The 18,114-nt window shown below is 66.4% G+C and carries 13 protein-coding genes; 12 read left to right on the forward strand and 1 reads right to left on the reverse strand.

The window, feature by feature from the left end; genetic code table 11:
- The first annotated feature begins 5 nt into the window (after positions 1 to 5).
- The 5 genes from JNM03_RS06680 to JNM03_RS06700 all read left to right on the forward strand — a co-directional run bounded on the left by JNM03_RS06680 (position 6) and on the right by JNM03_RS06700 (position 10,196).
- A complete protein-coding gene (locus JNM03_RS06680) occupies positions 6 to 3,200 on the forward strand; it encodes an efflux RND transporter permease subunit (RefSeq protein WP_294035513.1) in 3,195 nt (1,064 codons plus the stop codon).
- Complete coding sequence (locus tag JNM03_RS06685) at positions 3,197 to 4,594, forward strand: efflux transporter outer membrane subunit (RefSeq protein WP_294035515.1); 1,398 nt, start codon at positions 3,197 to 3,199, stop codon at positions 4,592 to 4,594. Before JNM03_RS06680 ends, JNM03_RS06685 begins: the two co-directional genes overlap by 4 nt.
- A 73-nt stretch (positions 4,595 to 4,667) precedes the next feature.
- Entirely contained in the window at positions 4,668 to 5,468 is an 801-nt protein-coding gene (locus JNM03_RS06690; protein ID WP_294035517.1) for a hypothetical protein, read from the forward strand.
- Positions 5,359 to 6,909: a DNA polymerase Y family protein gene (locus tag JNM03_RS06695; RefSeq protein WP_294035519.1), complete on the forward strand. Its 1,551-nt coding sequence runs from the start codon at positions 5,359 to 5,361 to the stop codon at positions 6,907 to 6,909. Before JNM03_RS06690 ends, JNM03_RS06695 begins: the two co-directional genes overlap by 110 nt.
- A complete protein-coding gene (locus JNM03_RS06700) occupies positions 6,906 to 10,196 on the forward strand; it encodes an error-prone DNA polymerase (RefSeq protein WP_294035521.1) in 3,291 nt (1,096 codons plus the stop codon). Before JNM03_RS06695 ends, JNM03_RS06700 begins: the two co-directional genes overlap by 4 nt.
- 146 nt (positions 10,197 to 10,342) lie before the next feature.
- On the opposite strand, the gene JNM03_RS06705 is transcribed toward JNM03_RS06700, so the two are convergent.
- Positions 10,343 to 11,164, reverse strand: coding sequence for a flagellin (locus tag JNM03_RS06705; RefSeq protein ID WP_294035523.1), 822 nt, complete (start codon positions 11,162 to 11,164; stop codon positions 10,343 to 10,345).
- Positions 11,165 to 11,410: 246 nt separating this feature from the next.
- Between JNM03_RS06705 and fliE the strand changes: the two genes are divergently transcribed.
- Genes fliE through JNM03_RS06740 form a run of 7 tightly spaced genes read left to right on the forward strand, consistent with a single transcriptional unit; the run spans position 11,411 to position 18,105 of the window.
- Complete coding sequence (gene fliE, locus JNM03_RS06710; protein ID WP_294035525.1) at positions 11,411 to 11,764, forward strand: flagellar hook-basal body complex protein FliE; 354 nt, start codon at positions 11,411 to 11,413, stop codon at positions 11,762 to 11,764.
- Between the two features lie 3 nt (positions 11,765 to 11,767).
- A complete protein-coding gene (fliF, locus tag JNM03_RS06715; RefSeq protein WP_294035527.1) occupies positions 11,768 to 13,426 on the forward strand; it encodes a flagellar basal-body MS-ring/collar protein FliF in 1,659 nt (552 codons plus the stop codon).
- On the forward strand, positions 13,419 to 14,462 hold the full coding sequence (gene fliG, locus JNM03_RS06720) for a flagellar motor switch protein FliG (RefSeq protein WP_294035529.1): 1,044 nt from the start codon (positions 13,419 to 13,421) through the stop codon (positions 14,460 to 14,462). Before fliF ends, fliG begins: the two co-directional genes overlap by 8 nt.
- Positions 14,455 to 15,054 carry a FliH/SctL family protein gene (locus JNM03_RS06725; RefSeq protein ID WP_294035531.1) on the forward strand — a complete coding sequence of 200 codons (600 nt, stop codon included), beginning with the start codon at positions 14,455 to 14,457 and terminating at the stop codon, positions 15,052 to 15,054. Before fliG ends, JNM03_RS06725 begins: the two co-directional genes overlap by 8 nt.
- Positions 15,051 to 16,382, forward strand: coding sequence for a FliI/YscN family ATPase (locus tag JNM03_RS06730; protein ID WP_294035533.1), 1,332 nt, complete (start codon positions 15,051 to 15,053; stop codon positions 16,380 to 16,382). Before JNM03_RS06725 ends, JNM03_RS06730 begins: the two co-directional genes overlap by 4 nt.
- Positions 16,379 to 16,822: a hypothetical protein gene (locus tag JNM03_RS06735; protein WP_294035535.1), complete on the forward strand. Its 444-nt coding sequence runs from the start codon at positions 16,379 to 16,381 to the stop codon at positions 16,820 to 16,822. Before JNM03_RS06730 ends, JNM03_RS06735 begins: the two co-directional genes overlap by 4 nt.
- Positions 16,819 to 18,105 carry a flagellar hook-length control protein FliK gene (locus JNM03_RS06740; protein ID WP_294035537.1) on the forward strand — a complete coding sequence of 429 codons (1,287 nt, stop codon included), beginning with the start codon at positions 16,819 to 16,821 and terminating at the stop codon, positions 18,103 to 18,105. Before JNM03_RS06735 ends, JNM03_RS06740 begins: the two co-directional genes overlap by 4 nt.
- The last annotated feature ends 9 nt before the right edge of the window (positions 18,106 to 18,114 follow it).

Below are 18,114 nucleotides of genomic sequence, written 5' to 3' on the forward strand. Positions count from 1 at the left end.
CCCGCATGTCGCGCCTCTTCATCGACCGGCCGATTTTCGCCTGGGTACTTGCGATCATCGTCATGCTCGGCGGGCTTGGCGCGCTGCGCGCGCTGCCGATCGAGCAATATCCCGACATTGCGCCGGCGCAGGTCAACATTCGCGCGACCTATCCCGGCGCTTCGGCGGAAGCGATCGAGAACAGCGTCACGCAGGTGCTCGAACAGCAACTGACGGGGATCGACGGCCTGCTCTATTTCAGTTCGCAGTCGAGTTCGCGCGGGCAGGCGAACATCACCGCGATCTTCGCCAAGGGAACCGACCCCGACATCGCGCAGGTCCAGGTCCAGAACAAGATCCAGTCCGCGATCTCGCGCCTGCCGCAGCAGGTGCAGAGCCAGGGTATCCGCGTCACCAAGGCCAATTCGGACACGCTGCTGCTCGTCGGCGTCTATGACACCACCGACACCCGTTCGTTCCAGGATGTGTCGGATTTCCTGTCGTCGAACATTCAGGACCCGCTGTCGCGCGTCGAGGGGGTCGGCGACGTGAATGTGTTCGGATCGCCGCACGCGATGCGCATCTGGCTCAATCCGCAGCGGCTTGCCGCCATGTCGCTGATGCCCGGCGATGTCGTCACCGCGATCACCGCGCAAAATGCCGAGGTCGCGGCGGGCGAGGTCGGCGGCACTCCGGCGCCGCAGGGCCAGATGCTCAATGCGACCGTCACCGCGCAATCGCGGCTCCAGACCGCCGAACAGTTCGGCAATATCGTGCTGAAGACGCTGTCCGACGGCTCGACGGTTCGGATCAAGGATATCGCCCGGGTCGAGATCGGTGCCGAAAATTACGCGACGATCGTCCGCATCAACGGCCACCCCGGCGCGGGCATGTCGGTCTCGTTGTCGCCCGGGTCGGACGCGCTCGAAACCGCCGATCGCGTCAAGGCGCGCATGGCCGAACTCGCCGCCGATTTTCCCGATGGCCTGACCTATAGCTATGCCAATGACGCGACCGCTTTCATCAAGCTGTCGGTCAGCGAGGTGCAGAAGTCGCTGTTCGAGGCGATCCTGCTCGTCGTCCTTGTCATGTTCGTCTTCCTGCAAAGCTGGCGTGCCGTGCTGATCCCCGCGATCGCGGTGCCCGTAGTCCTGCTGGGGACATTCGGCGTCTTCTACATCCTGGGATTCAGTATCAATACGCTGACCTTGTTCGGGTTGACGCTCGCGATCGGCCTGCTCGTCGACGACGCGATCGTCGTGGTCGAGAATGTCGAACGACTGATGGAAGAGAATCCCGGCATGTCGGCGCGCGAAGCGACGATCCAGTCGATGAAGGAGTTGCAGGTCGCGCTGATCGCGATCGCGCTGGTGCTGTCGGCGGTCTTCCTGCCGATGGCTTTTTTCGGGGGCTCGACCGGCGTCATCTATCGCCAGTTCTCGGTCACCATCGTCTCGGCGATGGCGCTGTCGGTGCTGGTCGCGCTGATCCTGAGCCCCGCGCTGACCTCGACGCTGCTCAAGCCCCGGCTGGCGCACGGCGAAGCGCCCGAACGCCAGCACCGCTTCCCACGCGCCCACGCGGCGATGAAGCGCGCGCAGAACGGCTTCAACAGTTGGTTCGACCGCACCGTGAACCGCTATGTCGGCAGCGTCACCAAGGTCGTCGATCGCAAATGGCTGTTCCTCGGCATCTATGCGCTGATCCTGGCGCTGCTCGCGATGATGTTCCTGCGCCTGCCGAGCGGCTTCCTGCCCAACGAGGATCAGGGGCGCGTCCAGATCCAGTTCCGCCTGCCCGCCGGCGCGACGCAGGAGCGCACCTTGCAGGTGCGCGACCAGATCGAAAACTATCTGCTGACACAGGAAAAGGCCAATGTCGGCGCGCTCTTCCTTATTGCCGGCGGGGGCCCCGGCGCGTCGGGCCAGAATACCGGCCAGGGCTTCATCAACCTCGTCGACTGGGACAGCCGGCCGGGCAAGGACGATACTGCCGACGCGATCGCCGACCGGACGCGCAAGGCGCTGTCGGGCATTCGCGACGCCCAGATCTTCGCGCTTGTTCCCGGCGCGGTGCGCGGGCTTGGCGACGCTTCGGGCTTCACGATGGAGTTCCAGAACCGCAGCGGCATGAACCGCGAGCAATTCGTCGCCGCGCGCGAGAAGCTGCTGGCCGCAGCCAACGCCAATCCCAAGCTGACCTCGGTCCGTCTGTCCGACCTTCCCGACGTCGCGACGCTCAAGATCGATGTCGATACGCAGCGGCTGACCGCCTATAGCCTCACCAACAGCGATGTGAACAACACGCTCGCGACCGCGTGGGGCGGCCGCTACGTCAACGACTTCATCGACAAGGGCCGCGTGAAGCGCGTCTATGTCCAGGGCGATGCGCAATATCGCGCGAAGCCGGAGGATCTCGGTCAATGGTATGTCCGCGCGGCGGACGGCCAGATGTCGCCCTTTTGGGCCTTTTCCGACATCGGCTGGTCGACGACGCCCAGCAGCACCTCGCGCTTTCAGGGCGTGTCCGCCTTTGAAATTTCGGGCCAGCCCGCCGCCGGCACCAGTTCGGGCGAGGCGATGGACGAAATGGAGCGGATGGCCGCCGAAATCCCCGGCACGAGCGTCGCCTGGGCGGGCTCCTCCTATCAGGAACGGCTGTCGTCGGGGCAGGCGCCCCTGCTCTATATCCTGTCGCTGCTCGTCGTCTTTCTCTGTCTCGCGGCACTCTACGAAAGCTGGTCGATCCCGCTCGCGGTGCTGCTCGTCATTCCGCTTGGCCTCGTCGGATCGGTGTTCGCGGTGACGCTGCGCGGGCTTGAGAATGACGTCTATCTGCAGATCGGCCTGCTCACCACGATGGGGCTTGCAGCAAAGAATGCGATCCTGATGATCGAATTTGCCGAGCAGGAAGAGAAAAAGGGCAAGCGCGTCATCGAGGCGGCGATCGAGGCCGCCCGTATCCGCCTGCGCCCGATCCTGATGACGAGCTTCGCTTTCATCTTCGGCGTGTTGCCGCTCGCGATCGCGACCGGCGCCGGCGCGAACAGCCGCGTCGCGATCGGCACCGCGGTAATCGGCGGCATGCTGACCGCCGCGCTGCTCGCGATCTTCTTCATCCCGCTCTTCTTTGTCCTCGTCCGGCGCGGCGTGCGCGACGGACTCGCGGCGTTGCGCCAGCGGTTCGGGAAGAAGGACGGCGGAACCGAGGTGACGGCATGAAACGCGCTACGCTCCTGACCCTGGCGTCGCTGCTCCTCGCGGGCTGCTCGCTCGCGCCCAGGACGACGCTGCCCGCTCCGCCGGTCCCGCAAAGCTGGCCGGTGGGCGATGCCTATCTGCTTCAGAGCGAGGAAGCGCTGCCGGTCCTGTCCTACAAAAGCGTGTTCACCGACGCGCGGTTGCAGAATCTGGTCGATCAGGCGCTTGCGAACAACCGCGACCTTCGCGTCGCCTATGCCAACGTCGCGGCGGCGCGGGCGCAGGCACGGGTCAGCCGTGCGGGGCAATTCCCCGCGATCGGCGTGAGCGGCGGCGCGAGCTATTCGGATAGCGGCGGCGGCGGCAATGGTGCGGGCGACTTTTCGCTGCGCGGCGGCGTCACCGCGTTCGAACTCGACCTGTTCGGACGTCTCGCCAATGCCGCCGAGTCCGACCGCAACAGCGCGCTTGCAACCGAAGCCGCCTCGCGCACGGTGCGGCTCGCGCTGGTCGCCGACCTTGCGAATGCCTGGGCCGCCTATGGCGCCGACGGCGATTTGCTGAAGATCGCCGAGGATACCGCGGCCAACGCACGCGAAAATGTCCGTCTGACCAGAGCGCGGCTTGACGGCGGCGTGGCGCCGCGCACCGATCTGCGCCAGGCCGAGCAGATCCTCGCGACCGCCGAGGATTCGATCGCGCAGCAGAAGACCGCGCTCGCCCAGGACGAGAATCTGATCCGGCTGCTGGTCGGCGCCGACATCGACCGGACGCTGCTTCCCGCCAGCCTTGCCGATGTGACGCCGGGGATCGCATCGCTTCCCGCAGGCGTCAATTCGCAGATTCTGCTTCGCCGTCCCGACGTGGTCGAGGCCGAATATCGCCTCCGCGCCGCCAACGCCGATATCGGCATCGCACGGGCACGGCTGTTCCCGACGATTTCGCTGACCGGACTGCTCGGTTTTGCCAGCGATGCGCTGTCGAGCCTTTTCGACAACGGGTCCTTCAACTGGTCGGCGGGGGGCGATGCCAGCGCGACGATCTTCGACTTCGGCGCGCGACGTGCCGGGGTCGATGCGACCAAGGCGCAACGCGATGCCGCGCTCGCAAGTTATGAGGGCGCAATCCAGACCGCGTTTCGCGAAGTCGCCGATGCCCTCGCGGTGCAGGGCACGATATCCGAGCGTGTTCGCGCCGCGGCAGCGAACAGCGAAGCGGCAGCCGATACCGCGATGCTCACCGATGCCCGCTACAAGGGCGGCGTCGACAGCTTCCTTGCCAGCCTCGACGCGCAGCGCAGCCTCTATACGGCGCGGCGCGGGGAGATCGGGACGCAATTGCTGCTCGTCCAGACGCGAATCGCGTTGTTCCGCGCGCTGGGTGGCGATAGCGGCGCCGGTTCGACCGCCCCCTAAAGCCCGAAACCGTCCGACTCTTTCTTGACAATCGCCCCCGCTCGCGCGCTAATAGAACAAATCAGGAACATATATGCGCGAGTCGTCTTCTCAACTCGCCGGGCTGCGCAAGCGTATCGCCCGGCTGGCTACCGATGGTGGCCCCGCAAGCCGCCCGGCCGAGGGTCGGCTGGCGAGCGGCCATGCGCAATTCGACGCCGCGCTCGGCGGCGGGCTCGCGGTCGGACGGTACCATGAATTTTTCGCCGCCGACGCGCTCGACGGCACAAGCGCGGCGGCCTTCGCCGCGCTGCTCGCGCTCCGCACCCCCGGCCAGGCGCCGCTGATCTGGCTGCGGACCACCGATTCGGCAAATCGCGCCGGGCATATTTACGCGCCGGGCATCGCAGAGCTTGGCGGCGATCCCGACCGGCTGCTGCTCGTCGAGACCCCCGACCCGAAGATGCTGCTCGCCTGCGCGAACGATGCGATCCGCTGTACCGGGTCGGCCGCCGTGATCGTCGAAAGCTGGGGGAAATTCCCTTTGCTCGATCTTACCGCAGGCCGCCGTCTCACGCTCGGCGCGCGCGATGCCGGGACGACACTGCTGATGCTCCGCCTCAATGCCGCACCCGCACCCAGCGCCGCCGAAACGCGCTGGAGCGTCAGCGCGGCGGCGTCGCGCGAACGCGAAGCCAATGCCCCCGGCGCGCCCGCCTTCGATCTCGAACTGCTGCGCTGGCGCGCCGGCCCCGCCGGCGGATGCTGGCGACTGGACTGGAACCATGACGACAAAAGCTTTGGGCCCGCATCCGGGGAAGCGGCGCTATCTGGCGCTCTTCTTCCCCTGGCTGCCCGCCGAGCGGCTCTGCCGCACGGCGCCGCGGCCGCCTGACGCCCCGCTGGTCTTTGCTGAAAAGCAGCGCGGGGCGCTGCGCATCGCGAGCGTCGATGCGCACGCGCAAGCCGTCGGACTCTCCGCCGGCATGCCGCTCGCCGACGCGCGCGCGCGGGTTCCCGGCCTGATCGTCGTCACCCACGATCCTGTCGCCGATCATGCATGGCTCGACCGGCTGGCGCTCGGCTGCAACCGCTACTCGCCGCTCGTCGCGCTCGACGCGCCCTGCGGGCTGATCCTCGACATCGCGGGCGCCGAGCATCTGTTTGCGGGGGAAGCGGGACTGCTCGAAGATATCGAGATGCGCCTGTCGCGGCTCGGCATGAGCGTGCGGTCCGCTCTCGGCCCCACCGCCGATGCGGCGCGCGCGCTGGCGCGCTACCAGACGCGCCCCGCGCCCGACGAGGAACAGGCGATCCGCCGCCTGCCCGTCGCCGCTCTCGAACTCGAAGCCGAGGCGACGACCACACTCGTTCGCGCGGGGCTCAGGACGATCGGCGACCTTGCGAGCCGTCCGATGGCGAATATCGCCGCCCGCTTCGGCGCAAGCGCCGCGACCGCGCTGCGGCGTATATTGGGTGACGCGCCGAGCCCGCTCGATCCGCGCATAGGCCTGCCCCCGGTGATGGCCGAACGCCGCTTCGCCGAACCGCTCGGCAGCAGCGCGCATGCGATCAAAATCCTTGCCGAACTTGCCGGTGAAGCGATCGGCGCGCTCGCCGAACGCGGCAAGGGCGGGCGACATTTCCGCGCGACCTTTTTCCGCAGCGACGGACTGGCGCGCAGTATCGAGGTCGAGACCGGCCATGCGACGCGCGATACCGGGCTCGTCATGCGGCTGTTCGCCGAGCGGATGGACACGCTCGCCGATCCGCTCGATCCCGGTTTCGGTTTCGACATGATCCGCCTCGCGGTGCCGCGGCTCGACCCGCTCGGCGCAGGGCAACTGAAACTCGAAGGCGGCGCGGTGCGGGAGGCGGCGATGGACGAACTCGTCGACCGGATGACGACCCGCCTCGGGCGCGGCCGCGTCAAAAAATTGATGGTCGCCGACACGCATATCCCCGAGCAGGCACAGCTTGCGCTCCCCGCGATCGATGCGCCGCCGCCCGTCCCCTGGCAGGCTCCGGAACCCGGCGAGCCTCCGACGCGCCCCTTCCACCTGTTCGACCCGCCGCAGCCCATCGAGGTGATCGCCGAGGTTCCCGACGGCCCGCCCCAGCGCTTTCGCTGGCGCCGCGCCTTTCACGCCGTGCGCCGCTACGAAGGCCCCGAACGCATCGCTGCCGAATGGTGGCGTCGGCGCGACAATGCCGGGCTGACGCGCGATTATTATCGCGTCGAGGATGTGCAGGGCCGCCGTTACTGGCTCTTTCGCCACGGTCTTTACGACGAGAAGCCCGATCCGCGTTGGTATATCCACGGGCTGTTCGCATGAGCGGGGAGCCCGCGGCCCCTGACCCCGAACCCGGTTTCGCCGAACTGGTCGCCGCAACCAACTACAGCTTCCTGCGCGGCGCCTCGCACCCGGCCGAGATGGTTGCGCGCGCACTCGACATCGGCCTGACCGGCATCGGCATCGCCGACCGCAACAGCGTCGCGGGGGTGGTGCGGGCATGGGCGTTTTTGAAAGAACTGCAGGTCAAGCAGCCCGAAGCTGTTGCGAACTTTCGGTTGGTGGTCGGCGCAAGGCTCGCTTTCGCCGACGGCACCCCGGACATCGTCGCCTATCCGGTCAACCGTAACGGCTGGGGCCGACTGACGCGCCTGCTTTCAACGGGCAATTTGCGCGCGCAGAAGGGCGACTGCATTCTCGAACTGGGCGATCTGCTCGATCACTGCGATGACCTTCTTTTGATCGCGATGGAGGGCGATGAAACCCTGCTCCATACGCTCAAGCGCGCGCGACCCAAATCGGTGTGGCTGGCAGCGACGATGCCGCAATCGGGTGCCGACGCACGGCGACTGGCCGAACTCCAGCGTATATCGGTAACAACGAATATCCCCCTGCTGGCGACCAATGACGCTCTGTATGCGACCGCCGCGCAGCGTCCACTCCACGACATCATCACCTGCATCCGCGAAGGAACGACGCTCGGAAAGGCCGGCAAGAGGCTTCGTGCCAATGGCGAGCGCTACCTGAAAGCGCCCGCCGAGATGAAGCGGCTTTTCGGCGGTCATCCCAAGGCAATCGAACAAAGCACGAAGCTGCTCGCCCGCATCCGGTTCGATCTCGAAGACCTGCGCTACGAATATCCGCACGAGCCGGTCCCGCCGGGCTGGAAACCGTTCAACTATCTCTATCATCTGGTGAAGACCGCAGCGGAGAAACGTTACGGCAAGGATCTCAATCCAAAAGTCCGCACGCTTATCGGCAACGAACTCCGGCTGATACGGCGGCGAAACTATGTCTATTATTTCCTGACCGTCTACGATCTTGTCCGCTTCGCTCGCGCACAGAAACCGCCGATTCTCTGTCAGGGGCGCGGGTCGGCGGCCAATTCGATCGTCTGTTTCCTCCTCGGCGTGACCTCGGTCGACCCGATGCAGCACGAATTGCTCTTCTCGCGATTCATGTCCGCCGAACGCGATGAGCCACCCGACATTGACGTCGATTTCGAACATGAGCGGCGCGAGGAAGTCATCCAGCACATCTATGAACGCTATGGACGGGAACGCGCCGGGATCGCCGCGACGGTGATCCACTACCGCCCGCGCAGCACGATCCGCGAGGTCGGCAAGGCGCTGGGCCTCAGCGAGGATATCACCGCACGGCTTGCCGACACGAGCTGGGGAAGCTGGGGCGACGAGGTGCCCGTCGAGCGGCTCGTCGAGGCGGGGCTTAACCCGCACAATGGCGAGATCGAACGCTTGCACCGCTTTGTGGGCGAATTGCTCAAGACCCCGCGCCACCTGTCGCAGCATGTCGGCGGATTTGTGCTGACCGAAGGCCGGCTCGACGAACTGGTGCCGATCCATAATGCCGCGATGGAGGACCGCACCTTCATCGAATGGGACAAGGACGACATCGATGCACTGGGCCTGATGAAGGTCGACGTGCTCGCGCTCGGCATGCTGACCTGCATCCGCAAATGCTACGACCTGATGCGCGAACATGGGCTCGGCGATCACACGCTGGAACTCGACATCGATTGCGACGACGATGCCGTTTATAAAATGCTCCAGAAGGGCGACAGCATCGGTGTGTTTCAGGTCGAAAGCCGGGCGCAGATCAACATGCTGCCGCGATTGAAGCCGAAGATATTTTATGATCTCGTCGTCCAAGTGGCCATCGTCCGGCCCGGGCCGATCGAGGGCGACATGGTCCATCCCTATCTGCGCCGCCGCAATGGCCAAGAGAAAATCGAGTTCCCCTCTCCCGCTCCGCCCCACGACCCCGACGAATTGCGCAATGTCCTGAAGAACACTTTCGGCGTTCCCCTGTTTCAGGAGCAGGCCATGAAGCTCGCTATGGTCGCCGCCGATTTCTCGCCCGAAGAGGCCAATGGCCTGCGCCGCGCGATGGCGACCTTTCGCAATGTCGGCACGATCGACAATTTCCGCGAGAAGATGGTCGGCGGCATGGTCGCGCGCGGATATCGGCAGGATTTCGCCGAACGCTGCTTCAAACAGATCGAGGGGTTCGGAAGCTATGGCTTTCCCGAAAGCCATGCCCAATCCTTCGCCCGGCTGGTCTATGTCTCCTCGTGGATCAAGCACTACCACCCCGCCGTCTTCACCTGCGGCCTCCTCAATTCGCAGCCGATGGGTTTCTATGCCCCCGCGCAGCTCGTTCGCGATGCCCGCGAGCATGGCGTCGAGGTGCGCACGGTCGATGTGAACTTGAGCCAGTGGGACAACAGCCTCGAACAGCGCGAGGACGGCAGCCTCGCGCTGCGGCTCGGCTTCCGGCAGGTCGATGGCTTTCGCGAAGAATGGGCAAAGGCGATCGACGCGGCGCGGACGACAGCTTTCGCTTCGGTCGAAGGACTCGCACGGCGTGCCGGCCTGCCTTCGCGGGCGCTACGCTTGCTTGCCGACGCCGATGCTTGCCGGTCGATGGGGCTCGACCGGCGGCCGGCGCTGTGGGATGCGCAGCGTGTCCGACAGGGCGTGTTGCCTTTGTTCGGCGCGGCGGAAGCGAACGAACTCGGCGCGGAAGAGGACGCGCGGCTCCCGCCGACGCCGATGGTGGAACATGTCCTCACCGACTATCAAACGACACGCCTGTCGCTGAAGGGCCATCCGATGGCGTTTCTGCGCGACGAGTTTGCACGCGAGGGCGTGCTGAGTGCCGCGCAGGTTGCGGCGGCGAAGAACGGATCGATCGTCCGCACCGCCGGCGTGGTACTGATCCGTCAGCGACCGGGCAAAGGCAATGCCATCTTCATCACGCTCGAGGACGAGGGCGGGATCGTCAACATCCTGCTGTGGGCACGCCATTTCGAACGCTATCGCCGCGCCGTCATGGCCTCGCGCCTGATGCTGGCGGAGGGAGAGGTGCAACGGAGCAAGGAAGGCGTGATCCACCTGATGGCGACCCGGATCGTCGATCGGACGACGATGCTCGACACGCTGGGCGATGGCCGGCGGTTCGATCCCGAACCGGCACGTGCCGACGAGGTCAAAAACCCGCAGATCCCGCGCGGCCGGCACGATCATGCGCCGGGCCATGGTCATCCACGCAATGTCCGCATCCTGCCCAGGTCGCGGGATTTCCACTGACCCTGTCGGCCGATGCCGGTGCCGTTCCTGTCCCGTCACGCACGCACAAACAAAGATGCCCCGGCTGTGGGGAGCCGGGGCATCAAATCAGGCCGATAAAGGGACCAACCAAATATAGCCTGAAACTTGTTTGCGACCCTCGGTATTTAGCCGCGGAGCAGGTTCATCACGCCCTGCGCGCTCTGGTTCGCCTGAGCGAGCATCGCGGTCGATGCCTGCGACAGGATCTGAGCCGCGGCCAGCTTCGTCGATTCCGCCGAGAAGTCGGTGTCTTCGATGCGCGAGCGCGATTCGTCCAGGTTCGTGACACGGGCCGTCAAATTATCGACAGCCGCGGTCAGGCGGTTCTGCTGCGCACCCAGGTTGGCGCGTTCGCCGGCGACCGTGGTGATCGCGGTGTCGAGCGTCGCCAGGGCGGCGGTGGCGCCGGCAGCGGTCGCAACCGACAGAGCGTTGACGCCCAGTGTCGTGGCGGTGAGGCTCGCGACGGTGATGTTCACCTTTTCACCGGTGTTGATGCCGGTCTGGATGTCGAAGCCCGCGGCAACGCTACCGTCGAGCAGCTTGTTGCCGTTGAACGTCGTCTGGGTCGTGATGTCGCCGATCTGCGAAATCAGCGCCGTGACTTCCTTCTGCACCAGACCGCGGTCGGCGTCGCTAAGCGTGCCGGTCGAAGCCTGCATCGCCAGGTCGCGCATGCGAACCAGGATGTCCGAGATGCTGCCTGCGCCGCTGTCAGCGGTCTGAGCGAGCGAAATGCCGTCGTTGGCATTGCGGATCGCCTGCGTGAAACCGCGCGAAGCAGCCTGCATGCGGGTCGCGACGGCGAGGCCGGCAGCGTCGTCCTTGGCGCTGTTGATGCGCTTGCCGCTCGACAGGCGCTCCATCGCCTGCGCCTGATTGCGTTCGGCAACACGCGAGCTGTTCTGGGCGCGGAGGGCGCTCACATTGGTGTTGATGACAGTCATGTTGTTCCTTTCCGGCCTCGATGGCCATTCCCGTGATGTGAGGGCTCGAGAGCGGTCACGGATGCAGTAACGGCGGCGCGGCGCGGGGTTTAAGTCGGCGCGTCAAAAAAATGCCGAAAGCGGCGTTAATCCTCGACGGCAACCACTCATTCCCTTGAAAAAGCGCCAATAAGAATTTTGGCACGCGCTTTGCATTACTCTTTGGGCGTGCGGTCGACCGTGGCGCACCAGGACGGATGAGAGCTTATGAGCACGATTGACCCGAGCCGGCTGTTGCAGATGCGCAGCACGATTCTCAATCAGAACCAGGCGCTGCAACGCGCCGCGGGACGCGGTGCGGCGGGCGGCCTCGACGGCGGCGTGGACGGCGCCGGCGGCACCCCCGATTTCGGCGCGGCGATCAGCAACGCGCTGCAACAGGTCAACGCCCAGCAGTCGAAGGCCAGTGAGCTCAGCGAAGCCTATGAGCGCGGGGACACGCACGACATCGTCAGCGTGATGATCGAACGGCAGAAAGCCTCGCTCGGTTTCGAAACGACGCTTCAAGTCCGCAACAAGCTGCTCTCCGCGTATCGCGACATCATGAACATGCCGGTGTAATCCATGGCCGAAACCCATATCCTGACCCCCGTCGACGACACCAACCGCCTGCCGGTCCCCGGCATGGCGGGGCGCTTTGCGCCGGTGCAACAGTTCGTCCGCCAGCCCGCCATCCAGCGCGCGCTGCCGATGATCGCAACCACCACCGCGATCGGCATCGCCGCACTGGCCTATTTCATGACGACCGCGGCACCGCAGGCTCCGTTGTTCGCCGGCCTCGACGACAGCGACAAGGCGGCGGTCGCCGATGCGCTTCAGTCGCAGGGAATCGCGCACACCATCGACCCGACGACCGGTGCGCTGACCGTCGATGCCGACAAGCTCTATCAGGCGCGCATCGCGCTCGCCGGCCAGGGCCTTCCCAAAGCCCAACCGAGCGGCGACAGCCTGATCGCCTCGCTTCCGATGGGGTCGAGCCGGGCGATCGAAGGCGAAACGCTCCGCTCGGCGCGGGAGGCCGACCTGTCGCGGACGATCGAGACGATCGATGCGGTCAAGGTCGCGCGCGTCCATATCGCAGCGGCCGAGCCCAGCCTTTTCGTTCGCGAGGACAAGCCCGCGACGGCTTCGGTCATGCTGACACTTCAGAACGGCCGCAGCCTGTCCGACGGCCAGGTACAGGCGATCCGTTTCCTCGTCGCGTCCTCGGTCCCCGGCATGAATGCCGACGAGGTTCAGGTGATCGACCAGCGCGGCTCGCTGCTCAGCGACGGCGTGTCGAATGCCGACATGAAATCCTTCCAGCTCCAGACGCAGATGGAAGAACGCTTCCGCCGCGCGCTGGACACGCTGCTCGGGCCGATGCTCGGGGCCGGCAACTATAGCGTCGAGGTCCACGCCGACGTCGACATGTCCGAAAGCCAGGCCACGCGCGAGAGTTTCCCCAAGGACGACCGCGCGCTGACCAACGAACAGGTCACCCGCACCGTCAGCGGCGAAGGCAATGCCCCCGCCGTCGGCATCCCCGGCGCGCTGTCGAACCAGCCGCCGCAGGCGTCGACCGTCACCAATACCGCGCCCCTCCCCTCGGCACCCGGCGCGCCGCCGGCAACGCAGACGAACAGCAACGAAAACGCGACCCGCGCCTATGAGGTCGGTCGCGAAATCTCTGTCACCCATCAGCCGCAGGGTCAGCTTCGCCGCGTTTCGGTCGCGGTCGCGCTCAATCAGGGCAAGAAGGCGCTGACGCAGGCCGACATCGCCAAGATCGACGCGCTGGTAAAAGGCGCCGTCGGCTATGATGCGACGCGCGGCGATCAGGTGGCGATCAGTCAGCGCCCCTTCGCCAAGGTCGAAGATGCCGCACCGGCCTTTTACGACGCCCCGTGGTTCATGCCGCTCATCAAACAGATCGGCGCCGTCCTCGCCGCCATCCTTGCCTTCTTCTTCATCGGCCGCCCGATGATCAAGGCCGCAAAGCAGCGCAGCGCCCAGCGCGCCGAACGCGACGCCAAGATCGAGGAGAGCCTGCTCGCGGTCGCCGACAATCAGGCGGCGCTCGCAGCCCCCCGCGGCGCCAACCGCGAGATCACGCTTGAAATGATCGAGGCGGCGCCAAGCTATGAGGCGCGCGCCAACCTCGTTCGCGCTTTCGTGCGCCAGGACTCGGCCCGCGCTGCCCTTGTCGTCCGCCAGTTGATGCAGGAGGGCGCACGTGGCTGACGACCTCGACATGGAAATGGACGTCGAAACCCCGCGCGCGAAGCCGCCTCTGGGAGGCTCGTCGGCCGCCGCCATTCTGCTGATGCTGCTGGAAGAAGAAGAAGCGGCAACGATCCTGAAGCATCTCGATGCCGATGAAGTGCGCCAGCTCGCCAAGTCGATGTTCGAAAGCGCGAACGCGAGCGAGGGGCAGATCGACCAGGCGCTCGACCAGTTCGTGACCCAGAGCCGCGGCGTCAGCGCCCTCGCGGTCGGGGCCGACATGCGCATCCGCACCGTGATCAATCAGGCGGTCGGCAATGTCCGCGCCGACAATATTCTGGCCGCCGTTGCACCGCAGTCGAGCGCCGCGTCGCTCGAGATGCTGCGCTGGATGGATGTCGATGCGATCAGCGCGCTGCTCGCAAACGAGCATCCGCAGGTCGGCGCCCTGATCCTGTCGGTCCTCGTTCCCGACGTCGCGGCGCGCGCGATCGAGACGCTCGACGAAATCCTGCAGGCCGAACTGGTACTGCGCGCAGCGCAGCTCTCGTCCGTCCCCGCCGCCGCGATCGAAGACCTGGAAGCCGTCCTCGCCTCCGCCAATGTCGGCGGCCAGCGGGTCGCCAAACAACCGATCGGTGGCCCCGGCGACGTCGCGAAGATCATGAAGAAGATGCCGAAGCAGCTTAGCGAACGCACCATCCGGGCACTCAAGAAGCAGGACAAGCTTCTCGCCCAGATCATCGAGGAAGAGATGTTCATCTTCGAAAATCTGCGCGATCTCGACGCCAAGAGCCTCGGCACCGTCCTGCGCAGCGTCGACGCCGCGCAACTCGCGATCGCGCTCAAGGGCACCGACGAAGACATGGTCGACCGTTGCCTTGCCACCATGTCGAAGCGTGCGTCGGAAACGATCCGCGACGAGATGGCCGAAATGACGATGGTCAAGCGCGTCGATGTCGACGAAGCGCAGAAGGCGATCATGCAGGTCGTGCGCCAGATGGCGTCGTCGGGCGAAATCATGATCGCGGGCGCGGGCGACGACTATGTCTGATCACGCCGCCGAACGGACCGTCATCTCGCTTGCCCATGCGATGGCGCAGGGCCGCGGTTTTCGTCCGCTGCACTTCGACGGCATGGCCGCGCCGCAGGTGGCGGCCGCCGATACGGCGTTCGAGTCCGAGGCTGCCGACGATCCCTTTGCCCTCGGCCTTGCCGAGGGTCAGCGCCTCGCCGAGGCCGCCTTTGCCGTCGAGCGCCAGCGGTTGCTTGCGCTGGCCGCGAGCGCCGAGGTCCTTCAGGACGAACCGAGCGAGGAGCTTGCCCAGCTGATCGCCGAAACGGTCGAGCGGCTCGTTCGCCAGATCGTCGACAACGCCGCGATCGACGCCGATTGGCTCCGGGCGCAGGCCGAAGCCGCGGCGGCGATGGTCGCCGAGGCCGACAAGGCACGCACGCTGTGGGTGCACCCCGCCGACGCCGTACTGCTTATGGATTCCCCTATTGCCCTGCCCATCGAAGCCGATCCGTCGATGACGCGCGGCACCGTGCGGATCGAAACCTCGGCTGGCTGGATCGAACATGGCCGCGCCGTCTATCTGAATGAACTGCGCGCCGCGCTGGGCATCGAAGGCGTTGCCGCATGACGCGCCGCCTCGCCCTGTCCGCGCAGCAACTGCTCGCGCCGGTCGATCTTGGCGATGCGTCGCCACGCCGGATCGGCACGCTCGTCGCGCACGAGGGGATCATGCTCGAAGTATCGGGTTTCCCGCAGCCGCTCGGCAGCAACGTTCGCATCAAGTCGGCGAACAACGACTATGTCTATGGCGAGGTCGTCGGCTTCCGCGGCCATCGCAGCCTGGTGCTTCCCTTCGATACCAACATGCCGCTCGTCACCGGCGCGCCGGTCGAGCCGCACGGCGCGAGTTCGATGGTTCCCGTCGGCAAGGCGCTGCTCGGCCGCATCATCGATGCGCAGGGCAATCCGCTCGACGGCCGCCCCGCTGTCACGTCCCAGTTCCAGTGGCCGCTCGCCGGTCGCAAGGTCAATCCGCTCCGCCGCGGTCGCGTCACCCGGCCGCTGAACATGGGCGTCCGCGCCATCAACGGCCTCCTCACCGTCGGCGAAGGTCAGCGCGTCGCGATCATTGCGGGCTCGGGCGTCGGCAAATCGGTGCTGATGGGACAGATGATCGCCGGCACCGAATGCGACGTGATCGTCGTCGGCCTGATCGGCGAGCGCAGCCGCGAAGTCAGCGACTTCGTCGAAACCAAGCTGCCTCCGGCCGTCCGCAAGAAGGCCGTCGTGGTTGCGGTTCCCGCCGACCATCCCCCGTTGCTGCGCCTGCGCGCGGCGATGCGCGCGACGGCAATCGCCGAAGCCTTCCGCGCCGACGGCAAGAAAGTCCTGCTCCTGATCGACAGCCTGACCCGCGTCGCGCACGCACAGCGCGAGATCGGGCTGACGCTGGGCGAACCGCCGACGATGAAGGGCTATCCTCCGTCGGTGTTCGCGCTGATCCCCGCGCTCGTCGAGCGGGCCGGCAACGACAATGCGACCGGTGGATCGATCACGGCGCTTTACACCGTTCTGGCCGACGGGGGCGACATCGACGACCCCGTCGTCGATAGCGCCCGCGCGATCGTCGATGGCCATATCATCCTGTCGCGCACCCTTGCCGAACAAGGGGTTTATCCCGCGATCGACATCGCCCGTTCGCTATCGCGCACGATGGTCGATTCGGTCGATTCCGACCATGCCGCCGCCGCCGCGCGTTTCCGCCAGCTCTGGTCGGCGTATGAAGAGAATCGCGACCTGATGTTGATGGGCGCTTATGTCGCCGGCGCCGATCCGGTGCTCGACGAAGCGATCGCACTGCGCGCCCACCAGCTTGCCTTCGTCTCGCAGCCCGCCGCTGCGCAGGTCGATTTCGAACGCTCCCGCCAAGCCCTGATTGAAGGATATTCCGCATGAATGCCCGCACCGCACGCCGCAAACGTATCATTCGCGTGCGCACCGTCGAACATCAGATGGCGGAGGCCAATCTTGCGCGCGCCACGGGCGAGCTTGCAAGCCTCGTCGAGCTTTCGAAACGCCTCGAAACGCTCCGTGCCGACCTTGCGATGGCGAAAGGCGCCGTCGCCGGCCGGGCCCTCAACACGATCGGCGAACTCGGCATGCGGCTTGACATGGCAAAGGAAAATCTGGCCGCGCCGCTGGTCAACGCCAGCGTTCGCCGCGATGAAGCCGGCCTCATTGCCCAGAACGCGATGGTGAAGGAAGAATCGGCGGTGCGTCTCTACGAACGCAGCCGCCGCTCGGCAGAGGCCGAGATGGAACGCCGCACCGACGCCAACCGCCCGCATCGCCGCCGCGCGATGAGCCTGCGCCTGCTCGACGGCGGTGCGGCATGATGGGCGCACTCAACCAGGCCCCGGCGCAGGCTGGCACCGCGTCGATTCTCGCGATGCTCGGCCAGGCAGTCCCGACAGGCACCTCTGCCGATGCGCCCGGTTTCGAACAGCTTTTCGCGGCGCTTCCGGCGGCGGCAACCGCCGCTCCGACGGCCGCCACAACGCTACCCGGCGTGCCGGGCAGCGCGCAGGTCATGACCCTTTCTCCAGACGCCCTTCCTGTCCAGACGACACCGCCGGCCCCGCCCGCGGCTGCCTTGTTCGGGCTGCCCCAGCCCGGCAGCGAAGCCTCGCCCGACGCCCCCGCAGCTGTGCCGACCGCTACGGTTGTCGATGCGCATCCCGAAGGCGACGCCGCCGCGGCCGCCAGCCTGCTGATCGCGGTCGCAACCCCGCCCAGGGATGCGGCTCCGAAGACCGAAAAGGCTGCTCCGCGGATTCAGGATGGAACCGACGTCCCGGCCGCCGACGCCGAGGCTGCGCTCCCGGCCGTCGATGTCCCGGCTGCCAGCGTCGCGCCGGCCGCCCAAACCGTCATGGAAACCCCGGTAATCGCTGTCGCGATCGCCACCGCGTTGCCGACGGCCGACAAGCCGGTCGCCGCGAAGACGGCAAAGTCCGCCGTCCCGGGCACGACCGCGCCCCAGCGTCAGGCCGACCCGGCGCTGGCAGCACCGTCCGCGGCCAAGACCACCGATACCGTCCAGCCGCAACCCGCCGCGATTGCCACCACCGAACCGAAGGCTGCAAAGCCGTTGATCGATACCGGCGCATCGATGGCCGTGCTCTTCCAGCAACCCGGAATGCAGGGCGCCACGACGCTCGGCGAAGCCGCGAAAGCCGCACCGGTCGCCGAGCGCGTGCTCGACCTGAGCAGCGACGACCAGTGGATCGCGCAGCTCGCCGCCGACATTGCCGCGACCAAATCGGACAAGGGCGACATCAGTTTCCGTCTGATGCCGCGCCACCTCGGCCGCCTCGACGTGTCGATGCTGAGCGGCGACGAGGGCGTCACCGTCCGCCTCGACGCACAGCATGAAGCCACCGCGACGGTCGTCGCGGCAGCGCAGCCGCGCCTCGTCGAGGATCTTCGCCAGCAAGGTGTGCGCGTCGCCGACACGCATGTGACGCACACCCCCGCCGAAGCGGGCCGCCAGCAACAGAACCAGAGTCAGGGGCGCGGCACCATGCCCGACTCCAGCCACCTGATTGAAACCGCCGCCGATCAGGCGGACGCCACCCATGACGAACGCGACGCGAACCGCCGCGGTCGCTTTGCCTGACCAGAAGAG

This window comes from Sphingopyxis sp. (assembly GCF_016793825.1).
Taxonomy (GTDB): domain Bacteria; phylum Pseudomonadota; class Alphaproteobacteria; order Sphingomonadales; family Sphingomonadaceae; genus Sphingopyxis.

What these genes read in the sequence shown, in the direction of transcription:
- JNM03_RS06690 (WP_294035517.1), top strand. Translation starts at nt 4,668, where the DNA reads ATGCGCGAGTCGTCTTCTCAACTCGCCGGGCTGCGCAAGCGTATCGCC.
- JNM03_RS06695 (WP_294035519.1), top strand. Translation starts at nt 5,359, where the DNA reads ATGACGACAAAAGCTTTGGGCCCGCATCCGGGGAAGCGGCGCTATCTG.
- fliE (WP_294035525.1), top strand. Translation starts at nt 11,411, where the DNA reads ATGAGCACGATTGACCCGAGCCGGCTGTTGCAGATGCGCAGCACGATT.
- JNM03_RS06700 (WP_294035521.1), top strand. Translation starts at nt 6,906, where the DNA reads ATGAGCGGGGAGCCCGCGGCCCCTGACCCCGAACCCGGTTTCGCCGAA.
- JNM03_RS06685 (WP_294035515.1), top strand. Translation starts at nt 3,197, where the DNA reads ATGAAACGCGCTACGCTCCTGACCCTGGCGTCGCTGCTCCTCGCGGGC.
- fliF (WP_294035527.1), top strand. Translation starts at nt 11,768, where the DNA reads ATGGCCGAAACCCATATCCTGACCCCCGTCGACGACACCAACCGCCTG.
- JNM03_RS06740 (WP_294035537.1), top strand. Translation starts at nt 16,819, where the DNA reads ATGATGGGCGCACTCAACCAGGCCCCGGCGCAGGCTGGCACCGCGTCG.
- JNM03_RS06725 (WP_294035531.1), top strand. Translation starts at nt 14,455, where the DNA reads ATGTCTGATCACGCCGCCGAACGGACCGTCATCTCGCTTGCCCATGCG.
- JNM03_RS06730 (WP_294035533.1), top strand. Translation starts at nt 15,051, where the DNA reads ATGACGCGCCGCCTCGCCCTGTCCGCGCAGCAACTGCTCGCGCCGGTC.
- JNM03_RS06680 (WP_294035513.1), top strand. Translation starts at nt 6, where the DNA reads ATGTCGCGCCTCTTCATCGACCGGCCGATTTTCGCCTGGGTACTTGCG.
- JNM03_RS06735 (WP_294035535.1), top strand. Translation starts at nt 16,379, where the DNA reads ATGAATGCCCGCACCGCACGCCGCAAACGTATCATTCGCGTGCGCACC.
- JNM03_RS06705 (WP_294035523.1), bottom strand. Translation starts at nt 11,164, where the DNA reads ATGACTGTCATCAACACCAATGTGAGCGCCCTCCGCGCCCAGAACAGC.